Source organism: Herbaspirillum hiltneri N3 (assembly GCF_001267925.1).
GTDB lineage: Bacteria > Pseudomonadota > Gammaproteobacteria > Burkholderiales > Burkholderiaceae_D > Herbaspirillum > Herbaspirillum hiltneri.
Map to the genome: position 1 here is coordinate 634,359 of NZ_CP011409.1, position 17,682 is coordinate 652,040.

Genomic DNA, 17,682 nt, shown 5'->3' on the forward strand with positions numbered 1-17,682 from the left:
GCCATGACCCGGCGTCGGGCGGTGCTCGGAATCTTCATGTGCTCAAGCACATTCCGGTTCCTGCGCTCCGGCCGCCACCGGCTGATGGCCTCTCGCTACAGATCGTGAGCAGGTTCAGAGCAACGCGACAACCATAAAAACGATTTTTACCAAGGAGAAACCAGAGTGCAAAAGAAATTACTGGCAGCAGCCATCCTGACGGCCGTGAGCGGTGCGGCAGCGGCGCAAAGCAACGTCACCGTGTACGGCCTGATCGACACCGGCGTGGAATACATCAACAACGCCAGCGCCACCGGCGGCAGCGTCACGCGCATGAGTTCCGGCGCGATGAACACGTCGCGCATCGGCTTTCGCGGTACCGAGGATCTGGGCGGCGGACTGAAAGCGATCTTCCAGCTGGAGAACGGATTCAAGCTTGATACCGGCGGCTTCGACGGCGACGCCGGGCAGCTGTTCAACCGCCAGTCCAATGTCGGCCTGGAAGGCGGCTTCGGTCGTATCGTCGCCGGCCGCTCGTTCAGCACCACGTACGACTTCATCCTGCCGTTCGATCCGATGGGCTATTCGGCGCAATATTCGTGGGTGACATCGGCCGGGGCGACCGGCGGTCGCAAGGATGGCATGCCGACCGGCGTGTCCAACCTGATCAAGTACCAGGGTGATTTCGGCGGCGTCAAGCTGGGTGCAATGTACGGCTTCGGCGAAGTGGCCGGCAGCGTCAATGACAGCTCCAAGTACGGCGTCGGTGTGGCTTACGGCACCGGCCCATTCTCGCTGGCGACCACGTATGACCGCGTCAACGGTACCGCCGCAGTGCCGGGAGGCTCCTTCGACAAGACCACCACGGTGCATCTGGCCGGCGGCTATCAGGTCATGGAATCGCTGAAGTTCAGCCTCGGCTATCGCTATTACAAGAAGAGCCTGGCATCCGGAGCGACCGACCTGCGCAGCGATTTCTACTGGGGTGGCGCAACGTACAAATTCACCCCGGCGTTGAGCCTGATCGGCACCATCTATTATCAGAACCAGAAGAACCTGGTCACTGATGCGGATCCGATCATGTATTCGCTGCGTCTGAAATACGCCTTGTCCAAGCGCACCGATCTGTACGCCAGCGGCGCGTACGCCAAGGCGAAGAACAACCAGCTGGTGGGCCTGTCGCGTGATGACGCCGGTTTCGGCAACAGCCAGGTTGGCGTCACCCTGGGCATGCAGCACAGGTTCTGACAATTCCCCAGCACGTTCCCGCCGGAGTCCTCTGGCGGGACGTCGTGACCTCGGCGCACATTTTCAGCCTTCAGTCTTCCGTTTCGATTTCTTCGAATACGCCTGCACCACGATTCTTGATCACCCTGTCCCAGGGAAATACGCGCCCGTTCATCGCGACGTACACCCCGTGCGGCAGTAGTTGCGCCACGCCACAGGCGAAGCCGAAATTGAACTGCGCATCCGAGCCGCGGATGGCGTAGGGAATCATGGCCCCGGTCAGCACAATGGTCCTGGCCAGTTGCGCCGCGCCGAGCACGCGCGCGGTGTCCTGCATGGTGTCGGTGCCGTGAATGACGACGATGGCGTTTTCTTCCGCACGATCGCAGGAGGCGAGCACGCGGCGACGATCGATATCCTGCATGTCGAGCGAGTCGAGCAGCGGCAATTCTTCCAGCGTGGCGGGGACGGTCAGGCGTGCGCGCGCGATGACCTCGGGCAGGTGGCTGCCGGCGAAAACGAGTTGGCCGGCAATTTCGTCATAATGCTTGTCGAAGGTGCCGCCGGTGGCGATGATGCGTAAAGTCATGATCGTGGAAAATCCGGAAAAAGTCCCAGCCATCATACCCCACATCGCGCTACCGGCGGCCCGTGCAAATCAACTCCCGATTACGCCGCCAGCAGCTCGACTGCACGCTTGCCGTCGGCAGCCGCCCCCGGCGCTGCGGTCTCTGCAACGGCTTCTGCAAGCTCGGGCGGCAGAGCAATCTGGCCGTCAATCAGCAGCGCGAACAAACGCCCGACATCGATTGCCTGGATCAGCAGCTGGCCGTTGTTGGCCTTGATCACCTGGGTCACCAGCATCGACGCGCCCTGCATCGCGAAAGGCGTGTGCATGATCTGCGCCGGATTGAATTGCGGCACGGCGTGCAACTCATCGACCAGCAGGCCGATGGTGTGTTCGCCTTCGCGCACGATCATCACCTGGCTGCTGCCGCTGACCGCAGAACGGGTGCCGCGCATCATCTGGCCGAGATCGAACACCCAGACGAATTCCTTGCGCCTGCCTTCGCCGTCGCCATCGTCGCGCCGCAGGTTGAGTACGCCGATCTGTTCCGCACGCGTGCCCATCGAGGTCGGCAACACTTCGCTGAACGGTACGGCTTCCACCACATGGGCGGCGGAGATGGCGAACAGGTTGTGGTCGCTGAAGAAGGTGGCGTATTCATTGCCGTCGGTGATGGTGGGGTCGGTCTCCAGCAGATATTGGCGACCGTCGGTTTGCGAGCCCGCTCCTTGCACCGCACCGAAGGATTCGAATACCACTGCGATGACGTCTTCCTGGTAACCGTCGCTGACCTTGAATTCGCGATAGCCGTTCGACGCCGAGCAGGCCACGATGGCGTATTCGCCGTCATGTACGGTGACCTGTGAGGCACGGCTGCCGTTGGGAATGGTCAGCAGCGCCGGATCGATGTCGAGCGTCTCGCCGACGGCGCGTGCGCTGTCGGTGGTTGAGATGATGCGCGCGTTGCGATCGATGTAGAACGCCTTCATGTTCTTCTTGGCGGTGATGCCGCTGGCGAGCATGTTGGAAAACTCCGGCGTCGAGTCGAACACGATGCCGATGCCGCCGACCACCACGGCCTCGTTCTCGAGGTCGCGGACTGCTGCGTGATAAATGTACGTGTCCTTGCCGTCGTACAGCGCGCTCGGCGTGAAGGAGCTGACGTAGTACTGTTGCTGCGTGCGCAGCGATAGCACCTGGCGCAGGCTGTCGTCGTCGATGTTGCCGCCGACGATGTCGGCAGCGTGCTCGCCGGTGCTGGCGACGATGCGGCCGTGGCGGTCGTAGACGAAGATGCGCGTGTAGACGGTATACAAGCCATTGATGTACGCCAGGATATTGCTCATCTTGTCGACCGTGGCCTGGTCTTGCGCCGGTTGCGCCAGCGCGCTGCGCAATTCCGGTGTGAGCGCCCACCAGCGGCAATCATCGGAGCGCTCGTAGAGATTGCGGTCGAGCAGGTCGACCAGCAGGCTGGTGGTGAATTCGGCGTCGCGCATTCCAGATACCAGCACGGTCTGGTAGAGATCGTGGATCGATTGCGCGAACAACTCATTGCTGCGGTTGCCGGTCTCGCTGATCTGATCGAGGATGGTCTTGAGCTTGAGCATTTCGCCGCGCTGCCCGGCGGTCATGACCTGGCCGTTCCAGACGATGCGCTGAATGGTCTTGGCGGCGGTCATGATGTCGTACAGCGGCGGGCAGAACGAATGCGCATGCGACAGCAGGCCTTCGGCGATTTCCGGCGACAGCTTGGTGAGCACGTCGCTGATGACGCCGCTGAAGGCGACCTCGACCGGAATCATCACCTGGCCTTGCCAGCCAATCGGACCCGGATAGCCTTGATAGCCGTCGGAGGATACGGTGCGCACCAGGTATTCGCGGCCGCAGAACAGCATCAGCGCGGCGTTGCCGTCGCGATTGACCGGCACTTCGGTGCCGACCGGGATCCACAACTTGTCGGCGCTGGCGATGACGCGGTTGTCGGCGTCCAGCAGCAACATGTTGGAACGCGCCTCGGCGTCGCGATGCGAAGAGAAGATGCCGGCCATTTCTTCTTCGAAGTGGAAGCACAGGCACAGGATGCCGACTACCGCACCAGTTTGGGGATGCTGCATGCGGCGCGAATAAATCAGTGCACGTTCCTTGCCGGGACGCAGGTCGCTGAAGCGGAAGGTCTCGACATACGTATCGGCGTTGAGCGTCTCCGCGATCAGCGCATCGGCGCTGTGTTCCAGCGGCGTCGCGGGGTCGATCTGCACCAGCACGTTGCCCTCGGTATCGAGCAGGATGATCTCGTCGTAGACGGTGTATTTGTTGCGGTACTCGCGCAGGCGAAAGCGGATCGCTTCGACGCTGTCGGTGACGCCGGCGACGAAATTGCACAATTCGCGATCAGTGGCGAGGAAGCCGACGTCGGCGGTGCGCTCGAACAGGTTGCGCACCACGATGTCGATCACGTACTGCGCCTTGGTGCCGATTTCGGTGAGCACGTTGCGGACTTTTTCCTGGACCAGGCTGACCACCAGCTCGCGTTCGAGACGGCTGAAGCCGGTGCGCGTTGCCGCCATGGTCGGCAGGATGGTCTTGGCTTCGCTGGGGCAGTTCATTTTTGCCGAGGCTTCAATCACACGCCACATCAGATTCAGTTCCTGCAGCGACTGTTCGCATTTGGTGACGTCGCGCATGTACGGCAGGAAGGTTTCGGTTTGAATCGCTACGTGTTCAGTCATGTTGTCCCTTTTATTGAAAAAGCCCGCAAGAACTTGTCCGCGCCGCACTTGGATTTAGTAATTAATGTCGGCACTCGATTGTCGTTACGCAAATTGCGTGCCACGCATTTTATGGATAAACCGTCATGCGTGTTGTCTACAAGATGGTCCGCAAAGCCGCATGCAGATTGGCTTTCGATAATTTCCGCATGGAAATAATTGGCGTGATTTTTTGCCGTGGCGGCAACTGCGCGAGGAATTGTTTTCTCTGGCGCCGGCGTATTTCCGGCTGCATATGCAGCGCTCGCCATTGATGTGCGGTCAGGTTTCCGATAGTTGGATAAAATCGAGATATGAAACCGATTGCTCCCGGCACCGTCATCTTCCATCGCCATCGCGGCTATGGCGTTATCGTCTCCGTCAACTTGCTGACGGGATGGATTTCCGCGCGCTTCGGCAGCGAAGTGCGCACGCTCGATCTCAATCTGTCATCCGACGAAGTGCAGCATGCCGACGGCACACCGATCCTGTTCCGTCGCCAGCCGCCCGATCGCATGCCGCACGCGCGGCTGATGGCGATGGTGCGTGAGTTGCATGCGGCCGGTTACCAGCGGCTGTATCTGTATAGCTGGCCCAAGCCCTCGGGCCTGCATTGGCGCTGGCATTTGTTCGCGGGGCCGCGGCATTGGAATGAACGGCCGTGGCGTGAAGGCTGGTACGGCTCGGGTGCGGACTACAATTTCAATCCGATTTTCGGCTGGGGCGACACTCCCGGCGCCAGCGCGCAGGATCTGGCCAGCGCACTGGCGCAATTCGATCCGCACGGACTTGCTCAGGCGCTCGGCCGCGATGAAGATCACACCGCGTGGTTTGCGTCGGTGTGTGATGCGCTGTTGCCGCATCATGCGTATAGCATGGGATGGGATCACGCCGGATCGATGCCGGAACATTTGCCGGTCATCGCCGTGCGCAGGGGAGTGGAGCCCTACGCCGGGCCGCCGCTGCCGTGGCCGCCCGGCTGGATGCACCTATGGAAGGTGTCGCACGCTCAGCATCTGCAATATGCGCCGCCTACGCCGGTGCGCGTCAGGCCAACGCCTCAGGATTGAGGACGTTCTTCGGTGCGCCGTTGGCGAAGTCGACGATGTTCTGGAAGGCCGCGCGGAAGTACAGCTCGTAACCGTCTTTTTCCACATAGCCGAGATGCGGCGTAGCGACCACGTTGTCCATGCGCAGCAGCGGCGAGTCGTGCGGCAGCGGTTCGGTTTCGAACACGTCGATACCGGCGAAGCCGGGACGGCCTTGCTGCAGCGCCGTTTCAAGTGCGCCGCTCGCCACCAGTTCGGCGCGGCTGGTGTTGATGAAGGTGGCGGTCGGTTTCATCTGCGCCAGGTCTTGCGCGGTGACGATGCCGCGCGTGGCGTCGTTGAGGCGCAGGTGCACCGAGACGAAGTCGGTCGTCGAGAAAAATTCTTCCTTGCCGGCTGCGGCGGTGTAGCCGTCTTTCTGCGCTTGCTCCAGGCTCGCCTCGCGTCCCCACACGACGATCTTCATGCCGAAGGCTTTGCCGTATCCGGCCACCATGCGGCCGATCTTGCCGTATCCCCAGATGCCGAGCGTGCGGCCCTTGAGGGCAACGCCGATGGAATTGCGTTCCGGCGCGGGCGAGACCTGCTGCCAGACGCCGGCCTTGAGGTTCGCGGTGTATTGCGGAATGCGGCGCCCGGCCGCCATGATCAGCGCCCAAGTCAATTCGGCCGGCGCGGTCGGGTCGCCGACGCCTTCGACGATGGCGATGCGCTGCGCGGTGGCGGCGGCGACGTCGACATGGCCGCTGATCTTGCCGGTTTGCGAAATTAATTTGAGCGCCGGGAGTTTTTCCAGGATGGCTTTGGTGAAGACGGTGCGTTCGCGGATCAGCACCAGTGCGTCGAACGGCGCCAGGCGTGCAACCAGTTGGCCGGCGCCGCGCACGGTATTGTTGAATACTTTGACGTCATGGCCGTCCAGCAGCTTGAAGCAGTCGAGCTGGCGGACGCTGTCCTGGTAGTCGTCGAGGATGGCGATCTTCATGTTGTCTCCGGAAGGCGGTCGATATCGTTAAAGCGACATCATAAAGCGCCTGCCGGATTTTTGCCGCGCCGATTGGCCCATGAAAATATCAGGCCGGGATTTCAATCACCAGCTTGCCGCGTGCACCGCCGGCGTCAATGACGTCGTAAGCGGCATCGGCCTGGTCGAAGCCGAAGTGGCGCTGATCGACCTGCACCACGATCTTGCCGGCCTCGATCAGCCTGGTGGCCTGTTCCATGATTTCGCCATGATGCGCGCGGCCCTTGCCGGTCAGCAGCGGCATCAGCGTGAATACGCCCGAATAAGTTGCAGCGCGGAACGACAGCGGCGCCAGTGCATGCGTGCCCCAGCCGAGGCAGCTGACGACGTGGCCGTGGTAACGCTTCGCCGCGATGAAGGACGCATCCAGCGTGGCGCCGCCGACGGTGTCGTAGACGATGTCGAAGCCTTCGCCGCCGGTGTATTGCTGCACGTATTCTTCCACCGTACTGGCGCGGTAATCGATGAAGGTGGCGCCGTAGCCGGTGATGAGGTCGCGCTGTTCGGCCGAGCCGGTGGCGTAGACGTCGGCGCCGAAGGCCCTGGCGATTTGCACGGCGATGTGGCCGACGCCGCCGGCGCCACCATGCACCAAGACTTTCTGGCCGCTGCGCACATGGGCGCGATCGACCAGGCCTTCCCATGCGGTGATGAAGATCAGCGGCAGGGCGGCCGCTTCGCGCATGCCGATGTTGGCCGGTTTGTGCGCCAGCAGGTCCGCATCGACAGCGGCGAATTGCGCCAGCGAACCTTGCACGCTGCCGACGCCGCCTGTCATGCCGTAGACCTCGTCCCCCACGTTGAAGCCGGATACGCCGTCGCCGATCGCCTCCACCACGCCTGCCATGTCGATGCCGAGCACGGCAGGCAATTGCGCCTGGGCATGTCCCGCCTTGCCGGCGCGGATCTTGGCATCGAGTGGATTGAGCCCGGCGGCGCGGATGCGCACCAGCACCTGGCCGGCGCCGGCGACGGGGCGGTCGACGCTGGCGGTGTGCAGCGGTGTACCGCTGGCGGTCAGCAGCACGGCGGTCATGGTGGCGGAGTGGAGGGATGCGGTAGTCATGGCGTTTCCTTTCGGTGTCTGTGGATGATGGGCGCCGCGTTGTTTTTGGCAGCGATGAAGGCAAGTCTAGAGACGGAAAGGTCTGAGAAAAACAGGGCTGACGGCAATACAGAATGATGAAAACGTGGATAATCGGCAGCACCCATACATCGTCATTCACCATTCGTCATTCGCCGGAGAAGAAAAGCAAACATGGACCGCCTGGATGCCCTGAAAGTGTTTTGCAGCGTCGTCGAGGCCGGCGGTTTCAGCCGCGCGGCCGACCGGCTCGGGATTTCGACCTCGTCGGTGACCAACCAGGTGTCGGCGCTGGAGACGCATTTCCGCACCAAGCTGCTCAACCGCACCACGCGCAGCATGTCGCTGACCGAAGAAGGGCGCCGCTGCTACGAGCAGGCGCTGCTGCTGCTCGACGGCATGAGCGATCTGGAAGGCAGCATGATGCAATCCCACTCGCTGCCGGCCGGGACGCTGCGCGTCGACATGCCGAGCATAATCAGTCGCCAGTACATCGCACCGGCGCTGCCGCAATTCCTCGTGCAGTATCCCGATATCACGCTCAGGATCACGGTCGGCGATCGCATGATCGACATGGTCGAGGAGGGCGTCGATGTGCTGATTCGCATCGGCGATCTTCCCGATTCAAACCTGATCGCCAAGACCGTCTTCAAGACCAGTTACATGTGCTGTGCCTCGCCCGCATTCGTTGCGCGCCATGGCATGCCGAAGGCGCCGCAGGAGCTGGCCGATTTCCCCTGCCTGGGTTTCCTCAATCCGAAATCGCGCATGGTGCGGCCGTGGCAGTTCAGCAAGGGCAATGACAGCCATCGCTTCGTGCCCAAGGGCGCGCTGGCGATGGACCATGTCGAGTCGCTCATCGAAGCGGCCAAGGCCGGTTGCGGCATCGTCCAGCAAATGTCGGTGTCGCTGATCCCGCCGGTGCGCAGCGGCGAACTGGTGCCGGTGTTGCCGGACTGGCTGGCGCCGGGCCCCGACGTTTCCGTGCTGGTCCAGCAAAAGAACCATCGCGCGGCCAAGATCAAGGCCTTTGTCGATTTCGTCGCCGGGCTGTTCTGAGTTTTCTTTCCCGGCGCCTCTTTTTCGAGGTCTCTTCGCTGTGGTTGTAAATTTGCCAATAGTCCCTGAATCTGCACGCTGCTGCGCAGCAATGTCGGTGAATCGCTGACGTCATGTCGGCCGCTTGTCTTGTGGCACTTTGCAGCGCGCAGGATGTCCATCCATTAAGGCTCCGGCAGGCGAAAGCGCTTTTGTTGCGCTGCTTCGTAATGAAAAAACGCAATCGCGTTAAAAGCGTATTTCCCACTACATTAGTCGGTTACTTTTCACTACAAACAAGCAGGGTACGGGTGTACAATCGCCGCCTGATTTTCATAAAGCCAGCTGCTGCGGAACAATCTTCCGCGCGCGATTTTATGGATGGCTTCAGCGATGGGCATGGCTCAGGGCCTGGAGCATTCGACAAGACCGCCGTACCACCGGCTGATGGCGCCACCCGCCTCGCCGGCTGCATGCAACGACGATCCTGCCGTGCCAACGATTTCGATATTTCATTTAGGCATTGGAGGTAGTGTTATGAATCAACCCGTGATGGAAGGCGTCGCCGCATTGAACGCCCCCGCTTTCGTCAAACACCAGAAACTGATCAACTGGGTCGCCGAGATCGCCGCGCTCACCAAGCCGAAGAGCATCTACTGGTGCGACGGCTCGCAGGAAGAGTACGATCGCCTGTGCGCCGAGATGGTCGCCGCCGGCACCATGAAGAAGCTGAACCAGGACAAGCGTCCGAACAGCTACCTGGCCTGTTCCGATCCGTCGGACGTGGCGCGCGTGGAAGACCGCACTTTCATCTGCTCCAAGAACAAGGACGATGCCGGCCCGACCAACAACTGGACCGATCCTGCCGAAATGCGCACGACCCTGAATGGCCTGTTCGCCGGCAGCATGCGCGGCCGCACCTTGTATGTGGTGCCGTTCTCGATGGGCCCGCTGGGTTCGCCGATCGCCCATATCGGCGTGGAGCTGTCCGATTCGCCTTACGTCGCCGTGAACATGCGCATCATGACCCGCATGGGCAAGGCCGTGTATGACGTGCTGGGTGCGGACGGCGATTTCGTGCCGTGCGTGCATACCGTCGGCGCACCGCTGCAAGCCGGCGAGAAAGACGTCGCCTGGCCATGCAACGCCACCAAGTACATCGTTCACTATCCTGAAACCCGCGAGATCTGGTCTTTCGGTTCCGGCTACGGCGGCAACGCGCTGCTGGGCAAGAAGTGCTTCGCGCTGCGCATCGCCTCTACCATGGGCCGCGACCAGGGCTGGCTGGCTGAACACATGCTGATCCTCGGCGTCGAGTCGCCCGAAGGAACGAAGCACTACGTCGCTGCGGCGTTCCCGTCGGCGTGCGGCAAGACCAACTTCGCCATGCTGATTCCGCCGAAGTCCTTTGACGGCTGGAAAGTCACCACCATCGGCGACGACATCGCCTGGATCAAACCGGGTGCAGACGGCCGCTTGTACGCGATCAATCCGGAAGCGGGTTATTTCGGCGTGGCCCCGGGCACCAACGAAAAGACCAACTTCAACTGCATGGCTTCGCTGCGCGCCAACACGATCTTCACCAACGTCGCGCTGACCGACGACGGCGACGTCTGGTGGGAAGGCATGACCAAGGAAGCGCCAGCCCATCTGATCGACTGGCAAGGCAAGGACTGGACACCGGCAATCGCCAAGGAAACCGGCCGCAAGGCCGCGCATCCGAATGCGCGTTTCACCGTTGCCGCGACGCAGAATCCGGTCATCGACGCAGCTTGGGATGATCCGGCCGGCGTGCCGATTTCGGCCTTCATCTTCGGCGGTCGCCGTTCGACCACCGTGCCGCTGGTGACCGAAGCGCGCAACTGGGTGGAAGGCGTCTACATGGCCGCCACCATGGGCTCGGAAACCACTGCCGCCGCCGTCGGCCAGCAAGGCGTGGTGCGCCGCGATCCGTTCGCGATGCTGCCGTTCACGGGCTACAACATGAGCGACTACTTCCAGCACTGGCTGAACCTGGGTCGCAAGATCGCCGCCTCGCCCGCTGAACTGCCGAAGATCTACTGCGTCAACTGGTTCCGCACCGATGCCGACGGCAAGTTCGTCTGGCCCGGCTTCGGCGACAACATGCGCGTGCTGAAGTGGATGCTGGAACGGATCGAAGATCCGCAAGGCGTGCGCGTCGGTGGCGTTCCGCACATCTTCGGCGTGTCGCCGCGCTACGAAGACCTGCAATGGGACGGCCTCGACTTCACGCCGGAACAGTTCGCCACGATCACCTCGATCGACAAGGCGGCCTGGGCCCAGGAAATTGAATTGCACACCGAGTTGTTCGACAAGCTCAAGCACAATCTGCCGCGTGAGCTGGTGGAAGTGAAGGTGGCGCTGCAGAAAAAGCTGGCGGCGTAATCAGTTACGGTGCTTGCCGCCAAGAAAACGGCCATCGAAAGATGGCCGTTTTTTTATGTCCGCAAGATTGTTTGCAGCGCCGGCGCAGACGTCGATGAAGCGTTCCGCGCTGCGGCGGGAAGCGGCTGGTGTACTCGTCATCTTGTCTTGGCCCGGTCACACAGGTGTTGCCGTGCTGAAGTAATATTGCGGCGGGAACGAAATTTCGTCTCCTGATTTCAGTCGAACGGTGAGCCGGCGGCGCAAGCGATCAGCAGTTCCGACGCAGCACGCCCGGCAGTTGCATCCGGTCTTTTCATACCCATATGCAGCTTGTCCCCTCGATATTACGGCAAGCCGTTCTGCACGAATGTTGATAGTCAAACGCAATCGAAAGTATTAAACAAATAAATTTGATTAATATATAGAGGCGCTTTACTATCTCTTCACTCTCTTTCAACCCCAAGTAAAGGAAATAGCAATGTCCCTGATCAATACGACAATCAAGCCATTCAAGGCAACTGCTTACCACGACGGCAAATTCGTCGACATCTCCGAAGCAACCCTGAAGGGCAAGTGGTCCGTGTTCGTGTTCTACCCAGCTGACTTTACTTTCGTCTGCCCGACAGAATTGGAAGACCTGGCCAACAACTACGTCGAATTCAAGAAGCTCGGCGTCGAAATCTACGGCGTGTCGACCGACACCCATTTCGCGCACAAGGCATGGCATGACACTTCGGATGCCATCAAGAAGGTCCAATACCCACTGGTCGGCGACCCAACCACGACACTGGCTCGCAACTTCGAAGTCCTGATCGAAGAAGAAGGCCTGGCGCTGCGCGGCACCTTCGTGATCAATCCGGAAGGCCAGATCAAGATTCTGGAAATCCATGACAACGGCATCGGCCGCGACGCATCCGAACTGCTGCGCAAGGTCAAGGCAGCGCAATACGTTGCTTCCCACCCAGGTGAAGTTTGCCCTGCCAAGTGGACTGAAGGCGCTGAAACACTGAAGCCATCCCTGGATCTGGTCGGCAAGATCTAAATCGCTGATTGGGCTACTGCGCGGCCCGACCTCTGAACTGCGATGCTCACCGTACGTCCGTACGGTTGCGCTTCTCCTTCAGACCTCGGCCCGCTCGCTACGCCCACTCAACGATTTAGCGTCGTTATTTGAAGTAAAGCAGCAAACACTGAAGCACCCGTCCGGATTCGGCGCAAGCAACGCCGCAGAGCTCACGAGGCCGAGCGGCGGAGTCCGGACAACATTGAAGTCTCACATCAGAGGAAAGTGGAAATCATCATGTTGGATGCCAATCTCAAAGCCCAATTGAAAGCCTACCTGGAAAAGGTCACGCAGCCTATCGAGATCGTCGCGTCGCTGGATGATGGCGCCAAATCCCGTGAGTTGCAGGAACTGCTGCAGGAAATCGTCACGCTGTCCGAGCGCATCACGCTCGTTGAACGCAACGATCACGCCGCGCGCAAGCCGTCGTTCTCATTGAATCGCCCCGGTACCGATATCAGCGTGCAGTTCGCCGGTATTCCGATGGGCCACGAATTTACGTCGCTGGTGCTGGCGCTGCTGCAAGTCGGCGGCCACCCCATCAAGCTCGACGACAAGGTGATCGAACAGATCCGCAATCTGGATGGCGATTACGCGTTTGAAACCTATATCTCGCTGACCTGCCAGAACTGCCCGGAAGTCGTGCAGGCGCTCAACGTCATGTCGATCATAAATCCGCGCATTCGTGCGGTGACGGTGGACGGCGCGCTGTTCCAGGACGAAGTCGAGAAGCGCCAGATCATGGCTGTGCCGACCGTCTACATGAACGGTGAAGTGTTCGGCCAGGGCCGCACCGGCGTGGAAGAAATCCTCGCCAAGCTCGACACCGGCGCTGCGGCGCGCAAGGGTGAAGAACTGAGCGCCAAAGAAGCCTATGACGTGCTCATCGTCGGCGGTGGTCCTGCCGGCGCCGCAGCCGCGATCTATGCAGCGCGCAAGGGCATCCGCACCGGCGTCGTCGCCGAGCGTTTCGGCGGCCAGGTGCTCGACACCCTGGCGATTGAGAACTTCGTCTCCGTCAAGGAAACCGAAGGTCCGCAATTCGCCACAGCGCTGGAACAACACGTCCGTGCCTACGACGTCGACATCATGAACATGCAACGCGCCGAAGCGCTGGTGCCGGGCGATGGCATGATCGAAGTCAAGCTGGCCAACGGCGGCGTGCTCAAGGGCAAGACCGTGATCCTGTCGACCGGTGCGCGCTGGCGTGAAGTCAACGTGCCGGGCGAGCGCGAATACCGCAACCACGGCGTGGCGTATTGCCCGCACTGCGACGGCCCGCTGTTCAAGGGCAAGCGCGTGTCGGTCATCGGCGGCGGCAACTCCGGCGTGGAAGCGGCAATCGACCTGGCCGGCATCGTGAGCCATGTCACGCTGCTGGAATTCGCGGCGGAACTGAAGGCGGATGCAGTGCTGGTGCGCAAGCTGAAAAGCCTGCCCAACGTCACCATCGTCACGTCGGCGCAGACTACCGAAATCACCGGCGACGGCAAGAAGGTCAATGGCATCAGCTACAAGGAACGCGCCAGCGGTGAAGTCAGGCACGTCGAACTGGAAGGCGTGTTCGTCCAGATCGGCCTGGTGCCGAACACCGAATGGCTCAAGGGTACGGTTGCTCTGTCCAAGCACGGCGAAATCGAAATCGACGCCAAGGGCCAGACTTCGATTCCCGGCGTGTTCGCTGCCGGCGACGTGACGACCGTGCCGTACAAGCAGATCGTGATCGCGGTCGGTGAAGGTTCCAAGGCGGCATTGAGCGCCTTCGATCACCTGATCCGCAGTTCGGCACCGGAGGAAGCTCCGGTCGCCGTCAAGGAAGCCGTCACGGCGTAACAAGTTGCAAGCCGGTCATCCGTTGCCCCTTCGGCGGACGGCCGTAAAAAAAGCCACCTCGCGGTGGCTTTTTTTTATGGGCGCATGCTGCACGTTGCGCCCGATGAAACTGCGTTACTTGAACAGCAAGCGCAGCGAATCCCAGGCGCGGCCGAAGATGCCGGCCGGACCGACCGATTCCAGCGCCACCAGCGGCAATTCGGTGACGGCCTTGTCGTCGATCATGATCTTCAATGTACCGACCTTGGCGTTTTCCGAAATCGGCGCGATCAGCGGATCGTTGCGTTCGACCCGCGGCTTGATCTTGTCGGCGGTGCCCTTCGGCACCGTCACGTAGACGTCGCGCGTGAAGCCGATCTTGATCTTTCCTTGCGAACCCTTCCAAACGTCAGGCGTGTCGACTGCCTGGCCCTTGCTATAGAGCTTCACGGCGTCAAAATTCTGGAAACCCCAGTTCAGCAGCTTCTGGCTTTCCTGCGTGCGGACCTGGTCGGACACGGTGCCGATAACAACCGAGATCAGGCGGCGCTCGCCGTTGGCGACCGGACGCTTGGCCGAGGTGATCAGCGAATAGCCGGCGCTTTCGGTGTGGCCGGTCTTCATGCCGTCGACGGTCGGATCGAGCCACAGCAGGCGGTTACGGTTAGGCTGGGTGATGTTGTTGTAGGTGAACTTCTTGACCGAGTAATAGGTTTTGTAGAACTCGGGGAAGTCGTTGATCAGGTTGCGGCACAGGATCGCCAGATCGCGTGCGGTCGTATAAGTGTCCGGGCTCGGCAAACCGTGCGGGTTGCTGAAATGCGTGCCGGTCAGGCCCTGGCGTTGCGCTTCGCGGTTCATGAGCACGACGAAGGCGTCGGTGGTACCGGAGACGGCTTCCGACAGCGCCACGGCGGCGTCATTGCCGGAGACCGAGATCAGGCCGTATAGCAGGTTGTTGACCGAGACGGGTTTGTTCGGCTCGATGAACATCTTGGAGCTGCTCGGGTCGACTTTCCAGGCGTTGACCGAGACGCTGATTTCCTGGTTCAGGTCGAGACGCTTGTCGCGCACGGCGGCGAATGCCAGGTAAGCGGTCATCAGCTTGACCAGCGAAGCCGGTTCGACGCGCATGTCAGCTTCCTGCGAAGCGACGATCTGGTTGCTCGACGCATCCAGCAGCAGCCACGATTTGGCGGCGACGCTAGGAGGCGGAAGGCTCTGGGCGGCTGCCGAGAAGCTCAGGACGGTTGCGGCTATGGCCGCGAGTAGTTTTTTCATCTTCGGGTGTAAAAAATGTGTCCCGCCGGACTGCATGCGGGACTGTCGTTTGAAAAGAGATGAGTGAACATCGCACCGGGATTATAAACGCCGAGCCTGACAACAAGGCTGCGCGGCGTTGGCTTGCGTGCAGAGTCTTCCTGTTTCACGGCCTCGCAGCAGGATCATGGAACAGGAATCAGCGATGCCACATTTGGACTATCAAGTTCTTGATATGTTGCAGTTTGCGGTGAAAAAAGTGATCCGCCCCGGGGATCACGATGACCGGCAGCTCCTGCGGGCGCGCCCAGTCCAGTACTGCGGTGAGCGGAATCGTATCGTCCAGTTCGCCATGGATCAGGATGGTGTCGGCCGGTACCGGCGGCATCGGCCATTTGCCGGCGGCGGTGCCGACCAGCGCCAGGCGCTCGGCCGGCGTGCCTTCGGCGATCAGGCGCTGTTGCAACTGCGCCTGCACGAAGGTGCCGAACGAGAAGCCGCCCAGCGCCAGCGGCAGCGCGGGATATTGCGTGCGCATATGCGCCAGCAAGAGCGCCATGTCGTCGGTTTCGCCGTTGCCGTGGTCATGCACGCCTTCGGACTTGCCGACGCCGCGGAAATTCATGCGCACGGTGGCGTAACCGAGCGCCAGGAACGAGCGCGCCAGCGTTTGCGCGACCTTGTTGTCCATCGTGCCGCCGTACAGCGGATGCGGGTGGGCCACCAGCGCGAGGCCGCGCGGAGCGGCGAACTGCTCGGGGTCCGGCAGGTCGAGCGCGCATTCCAGCTGGCCGACGGCGCCGGGGATCAGAAAGGCTTGTGTTTGTGCGTTCATGCGTCTATGCGTTTATCTATGCGCCCAGGAGGCGGCGTATTCAGATTTTGAGGCGGTCCACGATCTTGCCGCCGACGATGTGCGAATCGATGATTTCATCGATGTCTTCGTTGTCGACGTAGGTGTACCAGGTGCCTTGCGGATAGATGACCACGACCGGGCCTTCTTCGCAGCGTTCCAGGCAGCCGGCCTTGTTGATGCGCACCTTGCCTTCGCCGGCCAGGCCGAGTTGCTTGATGCGTTTCTTGGCGTGTTCCTGTGCCGCCTGCGCGCCCTTGTCGGCGCAGCAGGTGCGCTCGCCCGGCTTGCGCTGGTTCAGGCAGAAGAAGACATGGTGTTGGTAGAACGGCTTGTCGGCGGTGTCAGGGGTGTCTGCCATGGCGATGCTCTTGAGTGTGGTGCAAAGGCGTCATGATACACCGCGTTATTTGGGCGCGCCCTGGCCGCCGGACTTGCGATGCACCGGATGATAGAGGAACCACAGCGCCAGGAACGGCCACAGCACCGACAGGAATTGCGCGGCGCCGTCGAAATTGAGGAATTTCCCCTGCACCCAGGTCTGCAGGGTCGAGACGAAATACGGATTGGCCGGCACCGCGTTGGTCGCCAGCAGGCTGAAGATCAGCGCCAGTCCGGCGATGCGGCGCTGCGCGATCGGCGGCGCGAACGACAGGCCGGCCAGCATCAGGCCGCCGACGATCATGCCGCCGGCCGCACCCGGCGTGAACCAGGCGAAGGCGTTGTCCGGCGCGAAGAACAGCGCACAGGAGAGCGATTTGACGAATACCGCGCCGAGCAGGTAGATCGCCATCAGCATGTTGCGCGGCGCCTGCTTGCGCAGCAGCAGGAGCATGGTCAGCACGGCGCCGGTGAGGCCGCAGGCGGTGACGATGATTTCCGCCAGCCAGTATTGCTCGGCGCTGAGCTGGGCGCTGTTGGTCCACCAGGTGGCGAGGTCGATCGGCGTATCGAGCAGATCCGATAGCAGGCTCGACAGCGGCGGTACGACGTGGCCGAGTCCGAACAGGTGGTTTTGCGGATAGATCAGCGCCAGCGGCCACAGTCCGACCACCACCAAGCCGCGGCTGGCCTCGCGCGAGAACCAGCTGCGCCGCACTTCCAGCAAGCGGCTCTGGCGCAGGAAGTAGCGGCTGGTCCAGACGCCGATCAGCGCGCCCAGCAAGGTGCCGCAACTGTTGGTGATGAGATCGAGGTTGGAGGGAATGCGCGTGGGCAGGTAGGTTTGCACCGCTTCCATGACGGCCGACAGGGCGACGCCGGCGAGCGTACTGAGCAGCGCCGCCCACAGTGAACGCACGCGCGGATACAGCGCGTACACCACCAGCGCGCCGAACGGGGCGTAGCCGACCACGTTGGTCCAGAGATCAAAGCCGGTCCAGTAATATGGCAGGCGCGCCCACAGGTAATCGAAGGGCAGCAATCCCATGTCGCGCCAGCCCGAAAACGGATACCAGCTGGCGTACACGATCAGCAGGGTGTAGATCAGCAAACTGACGCGTGCAAACGAGGACGCCGCCGGCCGGGCGACTGCGGTTGCGATGGATGCGGCGGCAGTAACAGAGGCGGGGGCGGGCGGGTCGGCTG

The 17,682-nt window shown here is 61.5% G+C and carries 15 protein-coding genes and 1 other RNA gene; 7 read left to right on the forward strand and 9 right to left on the reverse strand.

The window, feature by feature from the left end; translation table 11 throughout:
- Positions 1–36: 36 nt before the first annotated feature.
- Positions 37–111: non-coding RNA, sX9 sRNA (locus tag F506_RS22510), on the forward strand.
- Positions 112–165: 54 nt separating this feature from the next.
- Positions 166–1,227: a porin gene (locus F506_RS02815; protein ID WP_053195240.1), complete on the forward strand. Its 1,062-nt coding sequence runs from the start codon at positions 166–168 to the stop codon at positions 1,225–1,227.
- Positions 1,228–1,297: 70 nt separating this feature from the next.
- Here the strand turns inward: F506_RS02815 and F506_RS02820 are convergent, their stop codons facing one another.
- From F506_RS02820 to F506_RS22980, 3 genes are all read right to left on the reverse strand, one after another.
- Positions 1,298–1,795 (reverse strand): asparaginase domain-containing protein, encoded by a 498-nt coding sequence (locus F506_RS02820; protein ID WP_053195241.1) that lies wholly within the window; start codon positions 1,793–1,795, stop codon positions 1,298–1,300.
- A gap of 80 nt (positions 1,796–1,875) precedes the next feature.
- Positions 1,876–4,506, reverse strand: coding sequence for a chemotaxis protein CheW (locus F506_RS02825; RefSeq protein ID WP_053195242.1), 2,631 nt, complete (start codon positions 4,504–4,506; stop codon positions 1,876–1,878).
- A complete protein-coding gene (locus F506_RS22980) occupies positions 4,503–4,796 on the reverse strand; it encodes a hypothetical protein (RefSeq protein ID WP_144423979.1) in 294 nt (97 codons plus the stop codon). Before F506_RS22980 ends, F506_RS02825 begins: the two co-directional genes overlap by 4 nt.
- Positions 4,797–4,838: 42 nt before the next feature.
- Between F506_RS22980 and F506_RS02830 the strand changes: the two genes are divergently transcribed.
- On the forward strand, positions 4,839–5,594 hold the full coding sequence (locus F506_RS02830) for a hypothetical protein (protein WP_053195243.1): 756 nt from the start codon (positions 4,839–4,841) through the stop codon (positions 5,592–5,594).
- Here the strand turns inward: F506_RS02830 and F506_RS02835 are convergent.
- Both F506_RS02835 and F506_RS02840 read right to left on the reverse strand, forming a co-directional pair.
- Positions 5,572–6,558, reverse strand: coding sequence for a D-2-hydroxyacid dehydrogenase family protein (locus F506_RS02835; RefSeq protein WP_053195244.1), 987 nt, complete (start codon positions 6,556–6,558; stop codon positions 5,572–5,574). The genes F506_RS02830 and F506_RS02835 overlap by 23 nt on opposite strands.
- An 88-nt stretch (positions 6,559–6,646) precedes the next feature.
- Positions 6,647–7,663: a zinc-dependent alcohol dehydrogenase family protein gene (locus tag F506_RS02840; protein ID WP_200907709.1), complete on the reverse strand. Its 1,017-nt coding sequence runs from the start codon at positions 7,661–7,663 to the stop codon at positions 6,647–6,649.
- 192 nt (positions 7,664–7,855) lie between these two features.
- Here F506_RS02840 and F506_RS02845 point away from each other — a divergent pair, with 192 nt between their 5' ends.
- From F506_RS02845 to ahpF, 4 genes are all read left to right on the forward strand, one after another.
- Positions 7,856–8,740 carry a LysR family transcriptional regulator gene (locus F506_RS02845; RefSeq protein ID WP_053195246.1) on the forward strand — a complete coding sequence of 295 codons (885 nt, stop codon included), beginning with the start codon at positions 7,856–7,858 and terminating at the stop codon, positions 8,738–8,740.
- Between the two features lie 516 nt (positions 8,741–9,256).
- Entirely contained in the window at positions 9,257–11,125 is a 1,869-nt protein-coding gene (locus F506_RS02850; RefSeq protein ID WP_053195247.1) for a phosphoenolpyruvate carboxykinase (GTP), read from the forward strand.
- A 460-nt stretch (positions 11,126–11,585) separates the two neighbouring features.
- Complete coding sequence (gene ahpC / locus F506_RS02855) at positions 11,586–12,149, forward strand: alkyl hydroperoxide reductase subunit C (RefSeq protein WP_053195248.1); 564 nt, start codon at positions 11,586–11,588, stop codon at positions 12,147–12,149.
- Between the two features lie 258 nt (positions 12,150–12,407).
- On the forward strand, positions 12,408–14,003 hold the full coding sequence (gene ahpF, locus F506_RS02860; protein WP_053201192.1) for an alkyl hydroperoxide reductase subunit F: 1,596 nt from the start codon (positions 12,408–12,410) through the stop codon (positions 14,001–14,003).
- 114 nt (positions 14,004–14,117) lie between these two features.
- On the opposite strand, the gene F506_RS02865 is transcribed toward ahpF, so the two are convergent.
- From F506_RS02865 to F506_RS02880, 4 genes are all read right to left on the reverse strand, one after another.
- Positions 14,118–15,263, reverse strand: a complete 1,146-nt coding sequence (locus F506_RS02865; protein ID WP_053195249.1) for a D-alanyl-D-alanine carboxypeptidase family protein — start codon at positions 15,261–15,263, stop codon at positions 14,118–14,120.
- Between the two features lie 178 nt (positions 15,264–15,441).
- Positions 15,442–16,077, reverse strand: a complete 636-nt coding sequence (locus tag F506_RS02870) for an alpha/beta hydrolase (RefSeq protein ID WP_053195250.1) — start codon at positions 16,075–16,077, stop codon at positions 15,442–15,444.
- Positions 16,078–16,117: 40 nt separating this feature from the next.
- A complete protein-coding gene (locus tag F506_RS02875) occupies positions 16,118–16,456 on the reverse strand; it encodes a (2Fe-2S) ferredoxin domain-containing protein (RefSeq protein ID WP_053195251.1) in 339 nt (112 codons plus the stop codon).
- 45 nt (positions 16,457–16,501) lie between these two features.
- On the reverse strand, positions 16,502–17,587 hold the full coding sequence (locus F506_RS02880) for a VanZ family protein (RefSeq protein WP_235471354.1): 1,086 nt from the start codon (positions 17,585–17,587) through the stop codon (positions 16,502–16,504).
- Positions 17,588–17,682: the final 95 nt, after the last annotated feature.